The following is a 21730-nucleotide window of genomic DNA, read 5'->3' as shown; positions in this document are numbered from 1 at the left end:
TCCATTACTCATTCAAATACGTCTTTACCCGGTTCTGGATAAGCTTGCTGACTTCTTCCGCAGATTTCTGCCCGCTCATGAAGCTATTAAACTCCTCCATGGCAATGGTCAGCACTTTCATATCGCTGGAACTTCTGAATTTCGCTTCCGAGATCAGCTTCTCTACCTCGGCAATCCGTTTTTTCGCCGTTTCGCTATCCGGCAACAGCTCTTTCGGCATCATCGTTTCCAGCGTTCCGTTCTCGATTTTTTGCAGAACTTCATTAAATTTTTGATCGGCGACAGCTTTATTGATCGGTATTCCGAAGAGATCCGGCAAAGCTTGCATTTCATCGGAAAGCAAAAACGCGATGAATGTCCATACTTCCTGTTGCACTTTGGATTGGCTGTTGATCCCCAAGCTGAACATGGATTTGAACGAAGTGCCTCTCTTATTTCCGCTCGCGCTCGGCTTCTGGTAATAAGCCTGAGTCTTCGGCATCGTCAAGGCTTGCTCGGGGCTGTAGATGTCCATCATTTGAAACGCCGCCGGAGCCCCGAACGACATCTCTTCGTTGAGCAGGCCTTCGCCGTACATCGACTTGATTTCCTGAATCATATTGCGGAACAGATCCGAGTCGAAGTTCGGTTGGCCTTGCCCGACGAGTTCCGCGTAATTACCCTCGATCAAATCGAAGAGCAGCGAGATAGGAGCCAGATTAATCGATTTCTCGGATTCGCTATGTTGCTTGAACTTTTTCGCCACTTCCACGAATTCGTTCCAGTCCCACGATTCATTGGGGTCGACTGAAATATTCGCCTTCTTCAACAGCTCGGTATCTCCCTGAAATGAAGAGAGCGAAAAGGAGAGCGGCATGGCGTATAAGCCATCTCCGTCTTGGGATGCCTTCAGAATATTGGTGTACAATGCGTTCTGATCGACCGAGCTGTCTTTAGACATCAGATCGTTCAAATCGATCAACAATTTTTTGGCGACGAATTTGTCCTGGGGCAATTCGCTCATGAGAATCAGATCGGCTCCTTTGCCGGAAATAACCTGCGTCGTCACCGATTGCACGTACTTCTCCACGTCTGCCAGCGAGAGCGACTGCATCGACATCCCGTTTCCGCCCGAATTCTCGGACGCCTTGTATTCTTTGATTTCGATATGAATGTTCATATGCTTTTTCTCAAATTCCCGCACGGCGGTTTCCAGAAAACGATTTTTGTTCATGACGGATATGACGACGGTTTTGGACTCGCCGTTTTCGGCGCCTTCGGTTTGTTTCGGCTGCCCCGAATCAATCGCGTTACCGCCGTTGGTCGAATTGCCCCCACTGTTGCCCGAACAGGCGGATAATAGCAGAACGATGGACAACATCACTAAGAATCCTATTTTTTTCATCAGAATCTTCCTCTCAATTTAATCGAACCCGGTTGCCTTGCTGCAACGGTTCACTCGAATCCGTCACGATATCTTCCTCCGGAAAAACGCCTCCGAGCACGACGATCTCCTCGTCGTTCCCCTTGCCTGTCACCACGTAAGCCTTCTGTACTGTGTAGGTGTTGCCGAGTGAACTTCGCTTCTCGCGAACGACGAATACGTAACTTCCGTTTCCATCTTTTTTGAGCCACTTTTTATTAATGACAATTCCCTGCTCTTCGAACGGCTTCTCCCAGTTAACGCTCGCGGACTCACCTCCTTGTAGGCCGTCGCCCGATACGTAGACAATGATTGTTTTTTGAGCGTTGACGCCTCCGTCTGGATTACTTACAGACCCTCCGCCGCTTCCCTGGGAGGCGTCCTTAATTTCGGCGACTGTTCCTTCGCGCTGCAAGGGTTTATCCCCATCCACGTCAACAGACACTTTCTCGCCCTTTCGAATCAAAACTGCGGAATCTTTATCCACCGTGAAGGCAAATTGGAACCCTTCGCCCGTTTCCACCAGCGTCAGCACCGGCTGCCCCGGGGGAACGCTCGTGCCTTCCTCGGCTTGAAAATTCGTCACTTTGCCATCCGCAGGCGCGGTCAACGTGCGTTTGCTCGCCAGATCCTTGCGCAGGGCTTCGATTCTTCGCATCGCGATATCCCGATCCAGCTTTTCCAGTTCCAAGTCTCGTTTCGCTTTGCGGATCATCGCCTCATCCCCTGCACGCTCGGCCTCCACGAACTGTTCTTGCAGCACCTCCCGATTCAAATTCCGTTTCTTCAGCTCGTCTTCCGCATCGAGAAGCTGCTGCTGCGCCTCGGTTCCGTCGTACGTAATCAGAACCTGGCCTTTCTTGACTTGCTCGTCATTGCGGACATGCACCTTTGCCACCTTCCAGCCGTTATCGCTTTTTATCTCAGTTTGCCGGCGAGGCGTGAGGGAACCGCTGCCTTCGATTCGATGAGACATTGGTTTTTTCCCGGGCTTCTCCGTCGTCACTTTGGGTAGCAGGGCGGTCTGTAACGTTTGGCTGAATAACGTCAACCCCGCCAATAGGAGGAGGAATACAACCAATGCAATGCCGGCAACCCGTTGTCTTCGCGATACCATGTTGCAAATCTCCTTTCGCTCAGCCTTTCACGCCGGAAAGCTGGATTCCTTCGATAAAATACCGTTCGGCGCTTAAGAACAGGAGCACCATGGGCGTCATATACACAACCGATACGGCAAACGAGACGCCGAGCGCATCTTCCTGGATACGGGAGAGGTAGACCGAAAGCGGCTGCATAGCGGCGTCCTGCAGAAAAATAAGCGGCTGCTCGACCATGTTCCAATAGTCGACGAACAGAAGCACGACGAGCGCGGCGATGCCGGGCTTCACCATCGGCAGCGCAACCGATACGAATATGCGCAAATATCCCGCCCCGTCCATTTTGGCCGCTTCGATATATGCCGAATGGATGTGTAGCATGAATTGCCGAAGCAGAAACACGCCGAAGGCGCCGAACACGCCGGGCAATATGATGGAGCCGGAATGATTCAGGAGGCCCAACCGATCGGCCATCAAGTAATTGGGCACGAGCGTCACCTGAAACGGCATCAGCATTGTCATCAAATATAGGAAGAACAATCCATCCCTGCCCGGAAAACATAGCTTTCCGAACGCGAACGCGGCGAGCGTTGCCACCGACGCTTGTCCGATGATGATGGGAGCCACCAGCGATACGGAATTCCAGAACAGATACAGAAACTTCGGCGTCGCGATTAATACTTTGCCGTATTGCCGTAACGACACCCAGTCGGGAATCCATTTGAGATTGACGAATACGCTCGTATCGGTTTTGCCTAGCATGCCGTAATTCGCCACAATTTCCCGTTCCGTCATGAAGGAACTGACGACGGTCAAGACGACGGGCATCAACAGCAGGACGGCGATGGCGATCAGCAACAACGAGAGCAACAGCGGTGCGACCCATTCCTTCCTCATGTCATTCACCTCTTTCTTGCACTTACTCCATGTAAGAGCGGAAAATCCGCTCCGTACGGAACAGGACGAACACAAGCGCCATAATGCAAAGCGCCATTAACACCGCCGCGGACGAAACTTTCTGGATATCGAGGGACAGGAACATATTGTTCATGTAATGCTGCAGCATATAGATGCGGTCATACGGGTATGCGCCAGCGACGAGATACGTCTCGCGGAACACCTTGAACGAATTCAGCACGGACATGAGCACGACCAGAAACGTCGTCGGCGTCAAATACGTGAGCGTAATTCCGAACAGCTTGCGGGCGGGACCTGCTCCTTCCAGATCGGCGATTTCATAATATTGATCCGGAATGTTCTGTAAGCCGGCCAGGAACAGGATGACGTTGTATCCGATGTTTTTCCATACATAGACCAGCACGATCACAAAGCCGGCCCATTCGGATTTCATCCAGTCGTAGCGGCTAAGGCCGAAATGCTGCAAAACGGCGTTTAACGCGCCGTTCCAATCGAATAGGATTTGCCAGACAAGCACGATCGAAGCGACCGGTACAACAAGCGGCAGTACATAAGCGGTACGAAGCCAGTTCCGGATGAATATCCGCTGATTCAAGAGCAACGCCAACAAGAGCGATACGACGACGAGGATCGGCACGCTGATCGCGGTGAACCAGAACGTGTTGGACGCCGCTTTCTGAAACGAGGAACTGAGGAGCAGTTCCTTGTAGTTGGACAGCGTGAGGTTTCCTCCGAGTCGATCCTGGAACGAGATCAGAACGCTCTGACCGAACGGAATAAGATAGAAGACGGAAAATCCGGCCAGGCTCGGAGCCAGAAAACCTAGGGCAGCCAGAAGCTCCTTGCGAGCCAGACGGTGCAATTTCATGAAGAACCTCCAATCGGGAGCCGGTAAACGATCAATTCGGAACGGCTTACGTCGATTAGTGTACAAAGAAACTCAGGTAGTAAATTTGGAAAAGGTGTGGAAAAAGTGTGGAATCGGGTCGCAGTCGAATCATTTATGATAAAATCGTTCTCGATAAACGTTAGGAGGTTGCACCATGAAGTCCTATCAAATCGCCATAGTCGACGACGATGCCCAGATCCGGGAAATCGTGGAGGCTTATTTGAATAAAGAAGGATACCGTACAATGGCGCTGTCGACAGCGGAAGACGCGTTGGAGCAGTGGAAGAACGATCCACCCGACATGTGGATTCTCGACATCATGCTTCCGGGGATGAACGGCTTCGAGTTGTGCCGGCAAATCCGCAAAGAGGCGGAAGTTCCGATCGTCATGATCTCGGCGCGCGATGAAGAAGTCGATCGCATCCTCGGGCTCGAGCTTGGCGGGGACGATTACTTGACTAAGCCTTTCAGCCCGAGGGAATTGGTAGCGCGCGTGAACCGCTTGTTCTACCGGTTAAGCTCGATTCGTCAAGCCCAGGATAATCCCGTCCCTCAGCAGCCTGGGCATGCGGCGATCGAAGTTGGTGAACTACGGCTTGTTCTGAAGGAACGGCGCGCTTTCTGGCGCGGGGAAGAAATCGAAATGACGCTGAAGGAGTTTAAGCTGCTGCAGACGTTGTCCGAACAGCCGAATCGGGCGTTCACCAGGGACGAGCTGCTTACGTTGATATGGGGAGACAATTATTACGGCAGCGACCGGGCGATCGACGATCTGGTGAAGCGGCTACGGAGAAAAATAAAGGAGCTTCCGGTCGATACCGTGTGGGGACACGGCTATCGGCTGCGGACGGAAAGGACGGGGCAATAAGATGAGAATGATTTATCGGCTTCATCTTTCTTTTGCATTGCTGTTGCTATGTATTTTGGCGATTACTGCAGTTCTGATTTATCCGCTGCTGTTCGATAATTTGGTGGACAACCAGCGGAAAGAGCTGCGGAGTCAAGCCAGCTTGCTGATGAATTTATCTCCAGTCATGCCGGTGCAACAAACAGGAACGCAAGTCATCCCGATTCAAAAAATGGATGCTCCAAGCATGCCGCTGCAAGAAACAGGTGCGCAAAAAAACGTCAATACGATGCCTCCGGCGGGAATCACGAACGCGGTAATAATCGCACCAGGGGAGAAAGTGGTCTACAGCACCCTGACCAGCGAAGCGACGACGGAATTGGTGGAATTATCGGAGCAAGGCATCCTCGGCTCAGAAGGATTCTGGCAAGGAAAAGACGATAAATATATCGTCGAAACGTTAACGACAAAAGGCATCAAAACCGATGTGCAGGGTATTAAGGCCGTGATGACTACACCGATAAGCAAGATAAAAGCCATGCAGCTCGCTTTGTTTAAACGGTTGATGATCATTCTGTCCGTCGGCGGGATCGTCGCTTTCTTGCTGAGTATGCTCATCACGAGAAGACTCGTCAAACCGCTCGGGAATCTGAAGAAGGAATTGAACAAGGTGGAAATGCGCCGTTTCTCCGAAGTTCAGTTGATTGAAACGGGAGGTGAGATCGGAGAAGTCGCTAAGGCCGTTTACGATCTCGCCGGCGAATTGGATAAATACCAGCACACGCAGAAGCAGTTTTTCCAAAACGCCTCGCACGAGTTGAAGACGCCGCTTATGTCCATCCAGGGATACGCAGAGGGCATCAAGGACGGCATCTTTACGGGAGATCATGCCGATAAAGGTTTGGATGTCATCGTCAAGGAATGCGAGCGGTTGAAAAAAATCGTGACGGAAATGATTCTTCTCGCCAAGCTGGAAAGCGAAGATGGCATATTCCATATGGACCGTGTCCCGGTACGGGAATTAATCGTGGAGACGTTAGAGCGCATCAATCCGTTGCTCGTCAAGAGCGAATTGCAGATTGAGATAAATGGACTCGACAACGGCCAAGAACTGTTGATCTATGCGGACCGCGAGAAACTAATGCAAGCGCTCATCAACATCCTCGGCAACGCGGCTCGATATGCCAAGGAAACAATTCGGATCCAAACTTCTACCCACGCTGAAGGAATCGACATCGGCATCTCCGACGACGGCGAAGGAATTCCCGAACCGTTATTATCCCAGCTTTTCCAGAGGTTTGCGAAAGGAAAGAACGGAGAGACGGGGCTTGGCCTCGCCATTTCCCGCGCCATCGTTGAGCGGTGCCGTGGCCGCATTTCGGCACATAATGAGCCGGGCGGCGGCGCGGCGTTTGTTTTGCGATTTCCAATCCCTATCTAAATTCGTTGGGCCGTAGTAAAAATTGTTTTTAAAAAACAAAACAACGGCGCACTAGGACTTGAAAACAAGTCTTAGTGCGCCGCTGCTTAAGTTGGGCTAATAATCAAAGTAATTCTAGAGCTTTCAGTAAAGCGTATTCGCTTGATTTAGCGCCTTCTTGAGAAAAATGTGCATTCGGAAACATTGGAGCCAAATGATGATATCCAGGGTATACATGTAATTCAACTAAGACACCATCAAAGACCAGTTGTTTTGCAAATAATAAGGCTTCATCAATGAACAAATCAATGCTACCTATACTTATAAAAGTGGGTGGTAAACCAGTCAGTGATATTGCAAGTGCAGGCACGTAATACTCACTTACCCCTATTTGACCAGGTTCATGCCCTAATACAGATTTCCAGCCGAAATAATTGCTTCGTTTTGTCCAAACAAACTCACCGGCATATGGATGTTCTGGTGAAACACTCGTACGGTCGTCAAGCATTGGGCTACGTAGCCTTATATGATGGATATCAAATTCCTTCTGATCACGAATGTACAGGGCTAGACCCGCTGCTAATCCCCCACCAGCGCTGCTGCCTGATATGGCCACTTTCTGAATATCTATCGCTAATTCCTCGGCATGTTCAATACACCATTTTAGACCCGAATAACAATCCTGCAATTGACTTGGCTGAACATGTTCTGGCGCTAGGCGATAGTACACAGATACGCAACAAAAACCATGTTGTGCAGCCAGTGACGCATTACCTGAACGATCACCGACTGGACTACCCAAAACCATTCCGCCACCATGAATCGAATAAAATAACGGCATCTTATTATACTTTGGCTCGCGGGGTTTAATAATTTCTATACGAATATCAGGACCGCCAAAATAACTTGGCACCGCCCTTTCTTCGAATGTGACAGGGAACATCTGTGTTACATCGATTTGCGGTAACATTTTTGATTGATTTTTACGTGATTCCATTAGCATAGTTTCGGAAAGATCGCTTGTTGGTATTATATCAATAGCACTAATAATCTCCAGATCAATTAGATGTCTACTTCTGCTTTTTTGTTCGCTCATAGTTAGTGTTTTCTCACTTTCTCGATATATCCACCCATCATTATGATGTACATCTCATCTTTATATTCAGGGAGCTGGCCCCCACCCCGTTCGCTTTGAATGATTATGCCACTTTTGCCTATTCCTATTTTAAAGAGTGCAAAAAGCTATTAAAATGAAAAAAATAACTTAGAATCATTTTTGACATAAACGTTACATTTTTCAACCCTCACAAACGGCAAAAAAAAACCATTGAGCTGCTTAGCATCCACCAAGTCGCTCAATCGTTTCTTTTCTACTTTTTATGCGAATAAACAATTCTTTTAATGGTTTCAATTGAGAGAAAATAATCCTTAGCAAGCTGTTCAATACTGTTATTATTCTTAAAAGCAAGTCTAATATCGGCATTTCGGTGATCGAGCCACTGTCTACCGCCACTTAAGCTTCCCCAATGATTGTATTCCATCACCTGCTTAGGAATGTAAATAGTCTCTCCTTGAACATACTTTTGGATTTCTATGATTAGCTTTTCAGGTAATATTTTTGTAGCATTCGTATATTTCAATTTGCTCGCTCCTTATTTTGATCTTAAAAAAATAAGGTGCAAAGCCAAAATATTAAAAAAGCTTATTCAGCGTTAAAATAAAGTTTGCCCCATACAAAGTAACGCTTTTTCAATAATTGGCTTTGCATGAGTAGTAGAAGTCACAGACAATCTCAAGAGATTCTCCATCAGTAAAGCACCCCCTTTTTTACTACTTTACTATAGCATATTTTCAAAGATTGTATTTTCCCGCTCCCGCATCTCAATTTTCGAATCCTGTAATGTAGAAAAAAGAAAAGAAGCCTTGCTAAGCAAGGCTTCTCGGAATGATTAGGTATGGTGCGGTCGAGAGGACTCGAACCTCCACGGCTGTTACACCACTAGAACCTGAATCTAGCGCGTCTGCCAATTCCGCCACGACCGCATGAGAATGTGATTTCAATATTTCTCCTCATTGGCGTAAGAAGTAAATAATCTAATTCGCAATCACGTATATTAAAATATCACAGCGGCAAAGACGAAGTCAAGCTAACTGAGAAAGTCCAAATTTTCAGTTAATAGGACTCGTCAGACCAATGTCTTGGTTCGCTAGCTTGTTGGATCTCATAACTCCGCTTGACCTTCACGACCCGTCGATTAGGGCGACGTATAAGTAGATGCTCTTCATCCCAAGCGACTACGATACCGACGACATCATTCAGTTCCAATGCATCCCTAACGATTCTTACTTTCGTTCCTTCTATCCGGTAATGATCCAATTGTTCGTCGTTCATCATTGTGCAGTTCCTCCCGTTGAGTCGAAGAACCCGCAGGGACCTATGTCCGTGCGGGTTCTCCGGAATTCTCTTCCTAAGCTAAGCATCACCGAATAGATTACCCGACGTGCTCTCTCGTATCGTTCGTCTCATACCAGAAGTCTAACACTTTACTGGACATGACACGTTGGCTGACGTATTCCGCTTGATGGCTTGCGAAGCGTTCCGTCCAAGGAATATTAAGCTCCTCGCACAATTTCACGATCGTAAGCAGTTCAGACCAAGCTACATATCGTTTATACCAGAAAAATTGCGGGTGTTCGATCATGTATGGATACAGGTCGTCGAACTCCGTGTGTTTGCAGTCGAGCGCGCGCTCGAAATGTACTTTGGACTCTTCCAGCTTATTCAGGAAAAATTCAACCGATAAATTTACGTTTTCCATCTGCTGTTCGCCTCCCCATCTGCAGGTTATACCTATTATACGATAACGGATTCCAATTGGAAAAGGATGCTCTTCGCCCTTATCTTAATCGGCAAAAGTAATGGTGTCATCGTCCAACGACTGAATCTTCACTAAAGTTTCCAACCGATATCCGAGCTCGCGCAGCGTACGTCCTCCGGCTTGGAACGATTTCTCCAAGACGATCCCGATTCCCTTAAGCTCCGCTCCGGATTGTTCGATAATCTTGACCAAGCCTCGGGCAGCATCCCCGTTGGCGATAATATCGTCGATGAACAGCACGGAATCCTCCGAGCTTAACAGATGACGCGAAACGATCAGATCGGTGACAATCCCCTTTGTAAAAGAAGGAACTCTCTCGCAATAAGCATCGGGTTCACCGAGCAATGTTTTCTTCCTGCGTGCGAACACGAGCGGAACGCCCAGTTGGAACGCCGTTGCGAAGGCTACCGGAATTCCCGAAGATTCCACCGTAATGACTTTCGTGATTGTTTCTCCGGCGAATTTGGCGGCGAATTCCTTGCCCATCTCCATTGTCAATTGAGGATCAACGCCATGGTTCAGCAGAGAATCCAATTTCAACACCCCGGAATTTATGACGCTTGCTTCCTTTAGAATCCTCTCTTTGAGAATATCCATCGTCTTCCCCACCACCCGTTGTCTTTTCCGTCTAACGTACCATATCCTTTTCTCGTTCGCAACATTCCATTACAGATTTACTTGTCATCTAGATCGTCAAATTCTCCATCATACTATAAGCCCAAAGTCCCGACATCCTGCGACCGAATGCGACAAAAGAATGAAATATGAAATAAACAGATTTGCCCCGAAACTTTTCCATCATTTGTTATGTCTTATATAGTAGAAATAATTGAACGGAGGGACGAACATGCCGAATACCTTCTCTGCCCATCTTAAGATTGCGGGCGCTCTATTGTTGTCGGCAAGCTTGGTCTCATGCAGTTCTTCCCGGGACACTTTGCAAAATGCCAGTCCAACGAATGTTCCAACGGCCAGTTCTTCGATTGAACCGATGCCTAGCTCAAACTCATCCGAGGCACCGCCAATCGTAGACGCACAATCGCCATCCGCAACGCCTTCGTCTTCCCATACGGATTCGGTCAAGCCGACCGATGATTCAGCACCGGCTGTCGAAGTGTCCACGATTCATCCCAAATCGACAGAATCCGCTTCATCGTCGGAGAAAACCTTTCAAACCAAGAACCCTTCCTTGGCAGGCATCAAACTCGGAGCCTCGGAGAAGGATATCGTTAAACATAAAGGACTTCCTGCGGATACATACATGCTTCCCGGCGACGACGAGACCGTAACCATATGGGAATACGACGGATTTTCCATAGGCTTCAGCGATAAGAATAAAGTCGTCTATGTCGAGATCAACTCAGCCGATGTCGATACGGGATTCGCGGCATTGCAATACGGAATGGAAGGCTCTCGCGCTGCGCAATTATTAGGTATCCCCACCAAGGAGCAAACGAACGTACTCACCTTGGAAGTGTCCGGAGGATGGCTCAAGCTGGATCTCGATCCCGATACGCAGCAAGTGCTATCTATGAAGCTGTTAAGCAGAGGAATCTAAAATAGCATGCAAAATCAAAGGGTATCCCTCAGGTGTCATTTTCGACCCCGTGGGATACCCTTATCTTTTATAACGATAATTAGTGCTTACCTGTCGCTTATAACTCTCCGCGCTCCGCTAGCATATGAACCGCCAGTACGAACATCGCATGGGACCATGTTAGAGGAACGACCCAAGCCGTCTCCCCCGTCTCCTGATCTACTTGCTCAGGAAGCAGGCCGGAAGAGGTAACGTGTTTCACCGCATAGTCCAGCAGTTTTCTTGCATCTTCATAACGCCCTTGCAGAGTACGGTAATGACTTAGCCACAAAGTGGTCAGAATCCAAGGATTTCCGCCAATGTAATTGTCATCCTCGTATCGTCTAATTCCACCGACTTTCGGCGAAGTAAGCAATCGCTCGATCGCATCAGCCGTCTTCGCCATTCTAGGGCTGTCCGCCGGTATCGCATTAAACGGCACGCTGATGCCGAGCAGGCTGATATCGACGACAGGGTCGAATTCGAGAACATATCTCTCATAGCCCTTGTCGCGTTGTTGAACGAAACCGCGTTCCCCACGGGCGATGGCCGCATCATAGGCTTCCTTGGAAACCGTCAGCTTTAATCCCCGGTAGTAAGAGCCTTTGGATTCATTCCAGCAGCTTGCTTCAATGGAAGCCGCGATTTGCTGAGCGGCCTTATTCCAACTTTCAAACAGCTGGTCTTTCCCTTTGCGCTTGGCGAAAGAAGCAGCAGCAGTCAAGCCTCCGTATACGGCAGCTGCTGAATAAGTATGCTCCGCTTCGCGTTCTTCCCATAGATCCCTGCTCGGCATAGGCAGACCGGTTTCCGGGTCCAAATATTGAACCAAGAACGCCGCGCCTTTCTCTACTGCAGGCCACACCCGCTCGAGGAAAGATTCCTGTTCTCCGGAATGAAGATAATACTCCCACATCCCCCAGATCAGAGAAGACCCCTCGTCGATTTGCAGCCCCCAATGAGGCGCCAAGCTTCCATCGTGATAATGGCGTTGCTGCCAAGAACCGTCCGGTTCCTGTGCCGTAATGGACCAATCGTAAAATTTCTCCGATAGGGATCCCAATCCGGCTTTGTTAAATGCCGTCGTCACGAATGCCGCATCGCGGCCCCAACTATAAGCATAACCGCCGCAACGGCTGAAGTATTCGTCAAATTCCGGAGCAGCCACTATCGTTCCCGTAGCTTCGTCCGCCATTAGTTTCATGGCCAGCTGGGAACGCTCGTACAACGCAACAATCTCTTCGTTCCCACCAGGACAAGGTGCCGCATTGGCCAAATAATCCGACCAATAAGTTACCATTTCCGCATACCATTCCTCGTAGTGCTTGCTTTTCGCCAACGTTAACGCGGCTAATGCATCGTTCCGAGATTGACCTGCAGCGATATAGACTGCAAGATCTACCGATTGGCCTGGCGCGATTGCTGCAATATTCCATTTCATAGCGCCGTCCGGCTGCATGTCGATCTGGTTGCCGTTCAAATTGCCATTAGCGGCTCCGTTCCAAGCTCCGCTTCCGGCTTGGTACCCGGTGCACTCCTCCGAGCTCCCGACAGCAAAAGCATACTGATGGCGGAAGTGAAGAAGCGCGTCTTGCTTTTCCGCGAATTCCGTTGTCATGTACAGCTCGTTGTCCATGATTCGGAACGAGCTATAATGATAGAATTCCACGTTCGTCGCTTCGTTCCCGCGATTGGTCAGCCGATATCCTCTGACGAACAACGGTTGCCCCGGTACCGCATAATCCGTCTGCTCCACCGTTATCGGATAATCCGAATGGGCAGAAGTTACACGGTACGCGTTCGTACGCGGCACGTAGTTTGCAGTATGCTGCCAACCCGCGCTTAGATCGTCAAACCAAGTTACGCCCCCCGGCGTAGTCCCGACTCGAAGTCCAGTGCGAATTTCATCCACATGCTGCGGGTAATCAATGTGCGGCCACCAAAGTCGGTACAATCTCCCGGTTTGACCAAGAGAGACGAGCATGGCGGAATTCCCTGCAATCGCGTCGACTAAATAAGGTTTCTTTAGTAGATGTTGTTGCAGTTGTAGTTCTTTAATCATAAAGCAGCTCCTTTGAAGCCCGGAACACACGGACGATTCTCCCGGGCCGGGTTGTCGTTAACTCACATCACTGGGCATGCGTTGTAGCAGCCAGTGCCCGAAGCGATACCAACCGGCTGGAGCACCCATGCCGACGGTCATTCGCTCCCCCCTCGGGTCCGTGAATCGTCCTCATCCTATTTTACCTTAACTTTTTCATCCATCAACCCCACGTAGCTAATCTTTCAACAAAATACCTGCTAATTTAGCCGAATTTGTAACCAAAAACGCGCTTAATGCGATTAATAACACCGGAAGCTGCAGCTCCTACTGTCATGCTTGTCTTCTTAATCACATAGAATATTAGGAAGGGATGGACAAGGTCGTTGGGCAGGGAGGTTCCATGGAATGAAGCAGTGGGCCAAAAGCGTACAAGTCGCTCTGGTGTTTATCGGTACCGTCGTCGGCGCGGGATTCGCATCCGGAAGGGAAGTCATGCAGTTTTTTACGCGCTTCGGGCACTGGGGACCGTATCTGATTATCGTTTCAACGCTTTTCTTCGTATGGATTGGCGCTAAAGTCATGCTCTTGTCCGCGGAATTAAAAGCGAAGTCTTATGAAGATCTCAACAAATATTTGTTCGGGGAAAAAACCGGCCGTTGGGTCAGCCACATTATGCTGGTCGTACTGCTCGGCGTCAATGCGGTTATGCTGGCGGGTGCCGGGTCCGTATTCTCCGAGCATCTGAATTTGAGCTACCAAACCGGACTGATCGTGACGATGTTCGCCTGTTTCATGTTGCTTCGCAAAGGCATGAACGCGATATTGACCATTAACACGTTTGTCGTTCCGCTCATGATCGGATTTACGGCTTTCCTCGTATTCGAAACGCTAAAAACCCCAAACTCCGGCCATTGGCTAATGCGGTCTAGCGAGCTGTCGCCTTGGGCGGCGTGGCTGTCGCCTTTTCTGTACGCAGCTTTTAATCTATCCATGTCCCAAGCCGTCCTCGTCCCACTAGGCGCCTCTATCGGAGATGCCAAACTACTGAGAAGAGGGGCTTGGATAGGCGGCATAGGAATTGGCGCATTGTTGCTCGCTGGGCATCTCGCTTTATCTGCGCGTATGCCCGGTATCGCCCAATTCGACATTCCGATGGGTGGAATCGCGCGAGAACTTGGAGCGTGGATTCACTGGGTTTATGTATTTCTGATCTTCATGGAGATTTTCACGACGCTAGTCGCCGATATTTACGGTTTAACGCTGCAGCTTCACGAAAGAACGAAGGCTTCCCCATGGATGTTAACTATGATCCTCTTGCTGCTGTGCTTCTTAGCCGGCCAACTGGGCTTTGGTCCGCTCTTGTCGACGCTATACCCTATGTTCGGCTTACTAAGCTTGGGTTGGTTATTCCTGATAAGCCGTGACCGTGCGCGAACGGCACTTCCTCCTAAGCCGCCTAGCTCCCCAACATCAACATCCGGGACGCTGGAATCCCCGCCACGATTGTCTGAGCCACATACCGATGGCACGTAAACAGAACGATTTGCCTATCCTTGGCCAGTTCCTCCAGCACGGGAAGGGCTTGAACTAAACGTTGCTCATCGAAATGAACGAATAAATCGTCCAGTAGCAAAGGCAACGGTTGCTCAGGAGAAGCCGCATCGCATAAAGCAAAACGCATGGAAAGATAAAGTTGCTCCTGCGTGCCGCGACTTAGGTAGGAGCTATCCAGCAGCCTTCTGTCTTTCGTCTCGGCAAGCAGCGCCTTAGTATCCCCTGGCGCTACGATCCGAAGGTAAGCGCCGTTGGTCATTTGCCGAAAATAACGAGAAGCGCGCTGCAACACTTCCGGCTGTTTCTCTTCTTCGAAAACGGCTTTTGCCTGAACGATTAGCCGCTCGCAAATCGCTAACACGGCATACCTTTCGGTCAGATGCTCGAGCTTGCTTTGAAGCTCGCGAAGCCTCTGGCTTTGATCCTCATCTTCGGCTATGGAGCGCAGCCGTTCGAGCTCCTGGGTCATTCTGCCGCGCTGATCCAGCAGCTCGGCGCGCAGTTCATCTTCCGCTTCCCCTTCCCTTTGTTTCTCGCTGAGCAGCGCAGACAAAGTAGCGTCATCATTAGACTTAAGCAGCCCGTACAAATGCTCCAGCGCCTCGTTATCTCTTCCAGACTCTAATCTAAGCTGAATATCCCGAGCTTCTTTACGGATCACCCTGCAACGCTCATCCAAGCGTAGCCGGAGCTCGAATTCGGCTTCCGAATCGACTTGAGCTTCACGGAAAAGTTTTGCGATTCCGTGTTCGATATGCTCTATCCGGATTCGCGCTTCCCCGGAGGCAGCTTGAACCGAAGCGAGAAGACGCTCTATTCTTTCTGCCTCCTCTTTCGCTTCCAGCTGTCTCTCCGCTTCCTTATGCAACGAATGAATGGCTTGAATAACATCCGTTCGGTTGCCGATCGACGAAGGGAAGGCTTCCATGAGCCGGTAAACCGCTTGCTCGAATTGTTGGATAGAAGCCTGCAAAGCCTGCGATCGTTCCGTCACGCGACGGAGCTGGCGAAGCGCTGCCTGCGCTTGTTCCGCCAATCCGAACAATTCCGGTAAACCGTCGGGCTTAAGATGTATAGGCAACTGTCTAACCTTCAGCCACTCTTGCCATTTCCATCTAAGCGTATCCATCCGCTTTGCATGCTCTAACGAATCCCGTTCTACCAAATCCCGCTCCAGTTGAAGTTCCAGCAATCTTTCTTGCCATTCTTGTTGCTTGGATTGAACGCGATTCCGCTCCTCCAACCGTTCAAGCTGGTCATGAACGGCCCCCCGAAGCTGCTGCCAGTCGGAGTCCAATGTATCCGAGTGAACATGAGCATCTCCGAAGTCGAAATCATTATCGGGAAGATCGGAAACCAAATCGGCCGCGGCCGTTTCGGAATGCTCTACCAACTGGCGCAACTTATCTTTGAGCTGTTTATGGGTAAATCGTAGGTTTGCCTTATTTTCATCCGACATCAATCGATTTGCCGAAGAGCTCGCCTTTCCCTGCTTAGCGGAACGTCGCGACGCAACGATTGCAATGGCTGCGGAGAGCAGCAGCAAACAAGCCGCTAGCCCGTAAACGTAAGCGGAGACATGATCTCCGTCGTTCAGAACAACCGGCAATGCCAAGGCTATCGCCCCAATCATGCCCGCGATCGTATACGTCAACCTATTCGATTTCCCTGATTTGGCGCTAACGCGAGAAACGGATGAGCCCGACGGATTAAAGCTCGTTCTAGCCCGTTCATACTCCCTTCTCGCATCCTCTACATTGTGCCAAGCTTGAAGCAAGGCCGGCTTCGTTTGAGGAACGAAAAGTCCGAATAGTTTCACTTCCGCTTTGGCATGCCGGAAAGAGAGCTCGTCCCTCGAATGGGCATCAGAGGAAGTATACTCCGTTTGCAGAACTTCCTTCTGTCTCGAAAGTCTACGCAATTCAGCTTGAAGGCTAGCGGCAACTCGCTCTTCTTGCTCCCACTCTTGCTGTAAAGCACGCACTTCGTCTCGATCTGCCGCCAAGCCGCCGAACGCAAGCAGCTCCGCTTCCCCCCAATTTCCCGACAGCCTCGGCAAGACGTTCTGTACCGATTCGTCCAACGTTCTGCGCTCAGCTTCGAGCTCGGTAAGTTCATCGCGTTTGGCCATCACGGCTTCCCTCGCGGCCTCAAGCCGTTCGAGCTCCGGATACGAGGCAAGCAAATCTTCATTCCATGCCAGCTTCCCGCGCATCATCTGATATTCCGCCAGCTCTTGTCCGATAACCTCTAATTGGCGAGTGGCGTCATTCCGCTGCTTCTTCCATTCCACCCAAGCTGCACTGGAATCTTCGCGAACCAACGGCGCCGAGGGATCGGGCAGTTCCCTCCGCAATTCAGCGTCTTCCGCCAGCAGCATCTCCCTCTTTAACCACCATTCGCGAAGCTCGAATGCACCTTGTAACTTCGCCGCCTGCATGCGTCGCTCCGGCATGCCTTCTTCGATGGACCGCAAGCGAAGCTCGACCTGAACAAGCGTCTCCTTCGCATCCTGATAGGCCTGAACTCCGTCGCGACTGTGGCGGATGGCGGATTCGATCTCCTTGATCGCGCTCAGCAGCCGGTTCATTTCCTGCGTTGTTCCCTTAGGACGAAACAAGCGATCCATCTCGTTCCCTATTTGGCGACGGGCAGACGTAACGGCAGAACCGCCCGCAAGGCCAGCATGATACAAATAATTTCCAATCTCTTCTCCTTGAAGCGTTCGGAGCTCATGCAGCTCGTTAAGCGAAACGGAGAACAACTGCTTGAACGTTCTCTCCGATATTCCGCCAAGCATCATTCGTTGCCATTCGGCTTGTCCGATGTTCCGCTCAAGACCGCTATGATCCCTTAACGTTACTTCCCCGCCCCGCTCGGCAAAACGTTCCATCGTCCATTCGCTGCCGTTCTTGTCGGTTAAGAGCAGTCTCCCGCCATGTCGCCCTCCAAATACGGGCTCCCCCCGCTCCACCGGCTCCTTACGCGTTGGGAATCCGTACAGCATGCTGCGAACAAAACGGAGCAAAGTACTTTTGCCCGCTTCATTAGGACCATAAAGAACGGACACAGGAGCTTCCAGCTCCAGCTTTACGCCTTGAAGCGCGCCATATCCTTCAACATGGAGCTCTCGTATGTACATCCCGCGTCCTCCGTTCTACCTGTTTCATTACCCAGCATCGTCAACCCTTAGTAACGATAATGCGAGCTCCATGGCTTGATTAATCCATTCCACGCTATCCTCATGGCTGCATGACGCCAGCCATTCCCGGATTTTCGGCTGTTTCTGAAGAGATTCCAGCGCATCGTTTAACAACGCTTTAGACAAATCAGAACTACCAGAGGCTGCAATCCCTTTGCGGATCAGTTCTCCCGCGAATCCCTCTTCCTCCGCGACAGCGTCCAGCCTGATCATGCCGGAAGTCCGAACGACGATAGACTCCGGCCAGAGCCAAGCCTCTTGCTCTTCCGGCGAAGCCAGCCACTCCCTCAATTCCTCTAGCCACTCTTCGGCGATATTCGGTTGCAGTAGTCGATCGTGAATGACTCCGCGACCTTCTAACCGAATACGCACCAGCATTGGGCGATCTCGCTCGTCATCCTCGTTTAACTCCTCAAGAGCAGACAATAAACGATTTTTCAGTTGTTGTTCGTCTTCTAATCCTTCTATGGAAACCGAAATTTCTTGCCATCGCACGTCCGACAACTCTCGAAACCGCATGTCAATAGATCCCGATTCCGAAACCGAGACGACGTAGGCGCCCTTCGGTCCGGTTTCCCGAATGCTGCGCCCTTGAATATTGCCTGAATAGACGACATGAGGATATTCGTGTAATACCCGCCGATCGTGAACGTGTCCAAGCGCCCAATAATCAAATCCTGCCGTTGCTAGCTCTTCCAGCTTGCAAGGAGCGTAATTATCGTGTGAGGGGTCCCCATCGACATTGGCGTGAAGCAAAGCCAAATGAAAAGGCGCCCCCTCCCGTTTCTTGAAGCGGAGCGCTAGATTATCCTTAACAGCCGAAGTCGGATAGGAGATGCCATAAATATGGGCGACAAGCTCGCCTTCTCGAGAATAAGCGGGAAAACAATCTACCCCCGCAGAACCGAATACGAATACGCCTGGCGGCCAATCCAGCTTAGCTTGGCGGCCGCTCTCCGGATCATGATTGCCATGCACGACGAACACTTGCGTTCCTTGCGAGGTCATCTCGCCAAGGGTACGCTGCAAACGAAGCTGAGCGCGTAAGGAACGGTCTGCGGCATCGAACAAATCTCCCGCAAGCACGACGAAATCGATCTTCTCTTTCTTCACGAGATCGCTAAGCCTTCGCAGCGCTTCGAAAGTCGATTCCCGCAGCCGTTCCCGAATCGGCTCGGGCACCTTGGATAGTCCTTTGAACGGACTGTCCAGGTGAAGATCGGCCGCGTGGACGAAAGTAAATGGTACACTCACCACGATCACGTCTCCTGTATGTCTGTTCCTTGTTCGGTATCGTTATCTTGCGAATCATCGCTGAAAGAAATATAAATTCGTTTCAATTCGCTGATGACCCGATTGAGCGAATAAGTTTTCTTCGCTTTGTTCCAACCTGCACGAGCCATCTCGTAGCGGAAATGGGGATCATTAATGACCGATTCCAACGCGTTTGCCAATGCGACGGGATCTTCGGAAGGGACTAGCAGACCGTTCGTGCCATCCTCGATCTGTTCGGCTATGCCTCCGACCTCCGTTCCGACCAAGGCAAGTAAACAGAGCGCGGCTTCCGCGAACACGGAGCCGAACGCCTCCGCCCGGGAAGGCAATACGAAAATATCGAAAAACGGTAGCAATTCCTCCGGATGCAGCATGTATCCGTAAAATATCGTATCGTCATAAATGCCTAGCTGCTGAGACAGGGCTTCTAGCTCTTCGCGAATCGGGCCGTCTCCAATAATGTGCAGAACGAACTTGCTGTTCCTTCGACGCAGCTCCGCGCAGGCCTTCAACAGGACGTCTAATCCTTTGGCAGGCACGAGGCGACACACGGTAACAAGCTGAGTCACTTCGTTCTCGTGAGGGACAGGCTTGAATCTTTTCTCGTCATAACCGTTAGGAATTACGATCGTGCTGTTAGGATCTTTCAAATAATTGCCGATATATTGAGCAAACGACTTCGAGACCGTCATCAACTGGTCCGTCTGTTGCTCCAATTCCGCATAGATCGAGGTCAAGAACCGATGCTCGATACCGCCTGCGGCAATTCGGCCGTTCAGGATCAACTCCCTCTCATAACTGGAGTGAACCGTCATCAGCACCGGAGTGTCGGGGTAAATATGCTTCATGGCGAGAGCCGCCACCGGATGATGGGCATGAATGAGATCGTACTTTTGCCCGGTTAGCCTCAGCTTGACCCACCAAATGTAGTCTTTGTAAGTCTGGATATATTTGTCCACGATGGCATTGCCCGAATAGGGGCGCCAGTCGAATGTCGCGAATTCGATCTCGTCATGTCCTTTATTGCGGATTCGCTTAGGTAGCGAGAACATTTCCATCTCCCAACCGATCTTACGGAACCGTTCCCCAATATAAGGTACCATGGATGAGACGCCGCCCGGTTGTTCCGGGGGGAAAAACAACGCCTGTAATATATTCAAGGGCGATTCCTCCTCACTTCCGAAGATCAATAAGAACGTAAACAATATTTAACGCGCTTAGTCTCTTAAAAATATGATATATTAGAAACATATGTTCTGCAAGCTACATAGTCCGCCTAAAGGAGCCCCACATGTATCAGATCACTTTAACGCCCAATAGTTTTGGTCTTCTGTTCTCATCCGCGATGTCGGTCGTTATCGTCTCGCTGATGCTATTCATGTCCTTCCGCTTGTACGAACATAATCGGAGGCAAGCTTACAGATCTCTGCGTACATCGCTATTGTTTATTCTCGTTCACCACGTATTGCAGCTTTCCATCTCGATCGGACTTGCGCCTTCGACGCCATCTTTGATTTTTATCGGGAAGCTTCTACAAGTATATGCGTTTATCGTCATCAATTTCGCGATTTTTGAGCTCTATCATCGCCGTCGGCCGAGAACTCGGCTGTGGTTTTTTGGATTGCTTCTCAGCGGACTTCTAATTGCCCTCGGAGATATATTGCCAGGAGCTTTAGCGGCCGGAGAAAACTGGCTAGACAGAATGCAATCGACACCTATGCTGGACGGTTACTTACTGCTGCTCGGGCCGTTATTCGTGCTTATGTTCTCTCCGCATATCGGTCAACCGCGCAAATACATGACTAGCCTAATGATCGCCTTTACGATGCAGATATCCGTCATCTCAGGTACGTATTGGGCTCCGGAAGTCCAAATTTTCAAAACCATCGCAGGACTGCTACCGGTATTCTATTACATCATGTTGTTTGCGTTGTTGTTTGAACGGGTCGTTGAAATTCTTCAATCGGTTTATCGCTCTTCCATAACCGACGGGTTAACGAACTTATACAATCGTAAATACTTCATGGGCAAATTGGACAAAACGTTGGAAGCCGGACACGTGCTTGGAGTTATTTTCTGCGATATCGATAATTTCAAGAAGCTAAACGACACCCACGGGCATCACAAAGCCGACGGCGTGCTCAAGCAAGTATCCGCGTTAATGATGGAGGAGACGGAAGGCGTTGGCTTATCCGGCCGATACGGTGGCGAAGAGCTCGTCGCGTTCGTGGTTGGACCTACGACCGCGCTCCAGCAGGTTGCCGAATCGATCCGTTCGCGAACGGAGAAGGAAACCATCGTTACGATCAGTGTCGGCTTCAGTATGGCTGCCCCCGGCGAAACGGCGGAATCGCTCATGAAACAAGCTGACCAAGCGATGTACAACAGTAAAACCTCGGGCAAAAACCGAGTTACCGATTATGCAGCGATAAGAGAGGATAGCGCTCCTGCCGTAACGAAGCAACGCCGCGGGAGTTAACGAATAACCGATCATTGTCCATAGCCGATATTCACCTGTATCCGCAATTAACCAAATTCATTTGCCACGGGATAAATGTCCAATCCGTTACTCTAAATCATCATACTATAGAGTAGGCCGAGGTGCGGGGCTGCATTACAATTTATCC

Annotated in this window: 18 protein-coding genes and 1 tRNA gene; 5 read left to right on the top strand and 14 right to left on the bottom strand. The window is 50.1% G+C overall.

Annotated elements, in window-relative coordinates:
• Nucleotides 1–4: 4 nt before the first annotated feature.
• The 4 genes from L3D05_RS07140 to L3D05_RS07125 are packed head-to-tail and all read right to left on the bottom strand — an operon-like array spanning nucleotide 5 to nucleotide 4285.
• A complete protein-coding gene (locus tag L3D05_RS07140) occupies nucleotides 5–1384 on the bottom strand; it encodes an ABC transporter substrate-binding protein (protein ID WP_239615310.1) in 1380 nt (459 codons plus the stop codon).
• Between the two features lie 13 nt (nucleotides 1385–1397).
• The gene (locus tag L3D05_RS07135) at nucleotides 1398–2519 is read right to left on the bottom strand and encodes an efflux RND transporter periplasmic adaptor subunit (RefSeq protein ID WP_239615309.1); all 1122 of its coding nucleotides are present in this window, start codon (nucleotides 2517–2519) and stop codon (nucleotides 1398–1400) included.
• Between the two features lie 19 nt (nucleotides 2520–2538).
• The gene (locus L3D05_RS07130; protein WP_239615308.1) at nucleotides 2539–3396 is read right to left on the bottom strand and encodes a carbohydrate ABC transporter permease; all 858 of its coding nucleotides are present in this window, start codon (nucleotides 3394–3396) and stop codon (nucleotides 2539–2541) included.
• A 22-nt stretch (nucleotides 3397–3418) separates the two neighbouring features.
• Entirely contained in the window at nucleotides 3419–4285 is an 867-nt protein-coding gene (locus L3D05_RS07125; RefSeq protein ID WP_239615307.1) for a carbohydrate ABC transporter permease, read from the bottom strand.
• 175 nt (nucleotides 4286–4460) lie between these two features.
• On the opposite strand from L3D05_RS07125, the gene L3D05_RS07120 reads away from it, so the two are divergent.
• Nucleotides 4461–5174, top strand: coding sequence for a response regulator transcription factor (locus L3D05_RS07120; RefSeq protein ID WP_239615306.1), 714 nt, complete (start codon nucleotides 4461–4463; stop codon nucleotides 5172–5174).
• 1 nt (nucleotide 5175) lies between these two features.
• Entirely contained in the window at nucleotides 5176–6594 is a 1419-nt protein-coding gene (locus L3D05_RS07115) for a sensor histidine kinase (RefSeq protein WP_239615305.1), read from the top strand.
• A 103-nt stretch (nucleotides 6595–6697) separates the two neighbouring features.
• Here L3D05_RS07115 and L3D05_RS07110 read toward each other — a convergent pair whose 3' ends face one another.
• The 6 genes from L3D05_RS07110 to L3D05_RS07085 form a co-directional block, all read right to left on the bottom strand.
• Nucleotides 6698–7669 (bottom strand): alpha/beta hydrolase fold domain-containing protein, encoded by a 972-nt coding sequence (locus L3D05_RS07110; protein ID WP_239615304.1) that lies wholly within the window; start codon nucleotides 7667–7669, stop codon nucleotides 6698–6700.
• 274 nt (nucleotides 7670–7943) lie between these two features.
• Entirely contained in the window at nucleotides 7944–8213 is a 270-nt protein-coding gene (locus tag L3D05_RS07105; RefSeq protein WP_239615303.1) for a CD3324 family protein, read from the bottom strand.
• A 316-nt stretch (nucleotides 8214–8529) separates the two neighbouring features.
• A tRNA-Leu gene (locus tag L3D05_RS07100) sits at nucleotides 8530–8616 on the bottom strand.
• Nucleotides 8617–8746: 130 nt separating this feature from the next.
• On the bottom strand, nucleotides 8747–8968 hold the full coding sequence (locus L3D05_RS07095; RefSeq protein WP_239615302.1) for a hypothetical protein: 222 nt from the start codon (nucleotides 8966–8968) through the stop codon (nucleotides 8747–8749).
• Between the two features lie 97 nt (nucleotides 8969–9065).
• Nucleotides 9066–9392 (bottom strand): hypothetical protein, encoded by a 327-nt coding sequence (locus L3D05_RS07090; RefSeq protein ID WP_239615301.1) that lies wholly within the window; start codon nucleotides 9390–9392, stop codon nucleotides 9066–9068.
• An 84-nt stretch (nucleotides 9393–9476) separates the two neighbouring features.
• Entirely contained in the window at nucleotides 9477–10049 is a 573-nt protein-coding gene (locus L3D05_RS07085; protein ID WP_239615300.1) for a xanthine phosphoribosyltransferase, read from the bottom strand.
• 250 nt (nucleotides 10050–10299) lie between these two features.
• Here L3D05_RS07085 and L3D05_RS07080 point away from each other — a divergent pair, with 250 nt between their 5' ends.
• Entirely contained in the window at nucleotides 10300–11010 is a 711-nt protein-coding gene (locus L3D05_RS07080; RefSeq protein WP_239615299.1) for a hypothetical protein, read from the top strand.
• Between the two features lie 97 nt (nucleotides 11011–11107).
• Here L3D05_RS07080 and L3D05_RS07075 read toward each other — a convergent pair whose 3' ends face one another.
• Nucleotides 11108–13090 carry a glycoside hydrolase family 15 protein gene (locus tag L3D05_RS07075; protein WP_239615298.1) on the bottom strand — a complete coding sequence of 661 codons (1983 nt, stop codon included), beginning with the start codon at nucleotides 13088–13090 and terminating at the stop codon, nucleotides 11108–11110.
• 387 nt (nucleotides 13091–13477) lie between these two features.
• Between L3D05_RS07075 and L3D05_RS07070 the strand changes: the two genes are divergently transcribed.
• Nucleotides 13478–14605, top strand: a complete 1128-nt coding sequence (locus L3D05_RS07070; RefSeq protein ID WP_239615297.1) for a YkvI family membrane protein — start codon at nucleotides 13478–13480, stop codon at nucleotides 14603–14605.
• Here the strand turns inward: L3D05_RS07070 and L3D05_RS07065 are convergent.
• The 3 genes from L3D05_RS07065 to L3D05_RS07055 are packed head-to-tail and all read right to left on the bottom strand — an operon-like array spanning nucleotide 14529 to nucleotide 20263.
• The gene (locus L3D05_RS07065; RefSeq protein ID WP_239615296.1) at nucleotides 14529–17768 is read right to left on the bottom strand and encodes an AAA family ATPase; all 3240 of its coding nucleotides are present in this window, start codon (nucleotides 17766–17768) and stop codon (nucleotides 14529–14531) included. The two genes, L3D05_RS07070 and L3D05_RS07065, sit on opposite strands and share 77 nt — an antisense overlap.
• Nucleotides 17769–17795: 27 nt before the next feature.
• Nucleotides 17796–19085: a metallophosphoesterase family protein gene (locus L3D05_RS07060; protein ID WP_239615295.1), complete on the bottom strand. Its 1290-nt coding sequence runs from the start codon at nucleotides 19083–19085 to the stop codon at nucleotides 17796–17798.
• A 2-nt stretch (nucleotides 19086–19087) separates the two neighbouring features.
• Nucleotides 19088–20263, bottom strand: a complete 1176-nt coding sequence (locus tag L3D05_RS07055; protein ID WP_239615294.1) for a glycosyltransferase family 4 protein — start codon at nucleotides 20261–20263, stop codon at nucleotides 19088–19090.
• Nucleotides 20264–20394: 131 nt separating this feature from the next.
• Here L3D05_RS07055 and L3D05_RS07050 point away from each other — a divergent pair, with 131 nt between their 5' ends.
• Nucleotides 20395–21582 (top strand): GGDEF domain-containing protein, encoded by a 1188-nt coding sequence (locus L3D05_RS07050; RefSeq protein ID WP_239615293.1) that lies wholly within the window; start codon nucleotides 20395–20397, stop codon nucleotides 21580–21582.
• Nucleotides 21583–21730: the final 148 nt, after the last annotated feature.

The organism is Cohnella mopanensis, assembly GCF_022352055.1.
Lineage (GTDB): Bacteria > Bacillota > Bacilli > Paenibacillales > Paenibacillaceae > Cohnella > Cohnella mopanensis.
The sequence above is the reverse complement of the archived record's forward strand: the minus strand, read 5'-3'. Positions and strand labels throughout refer to the sequence as shown.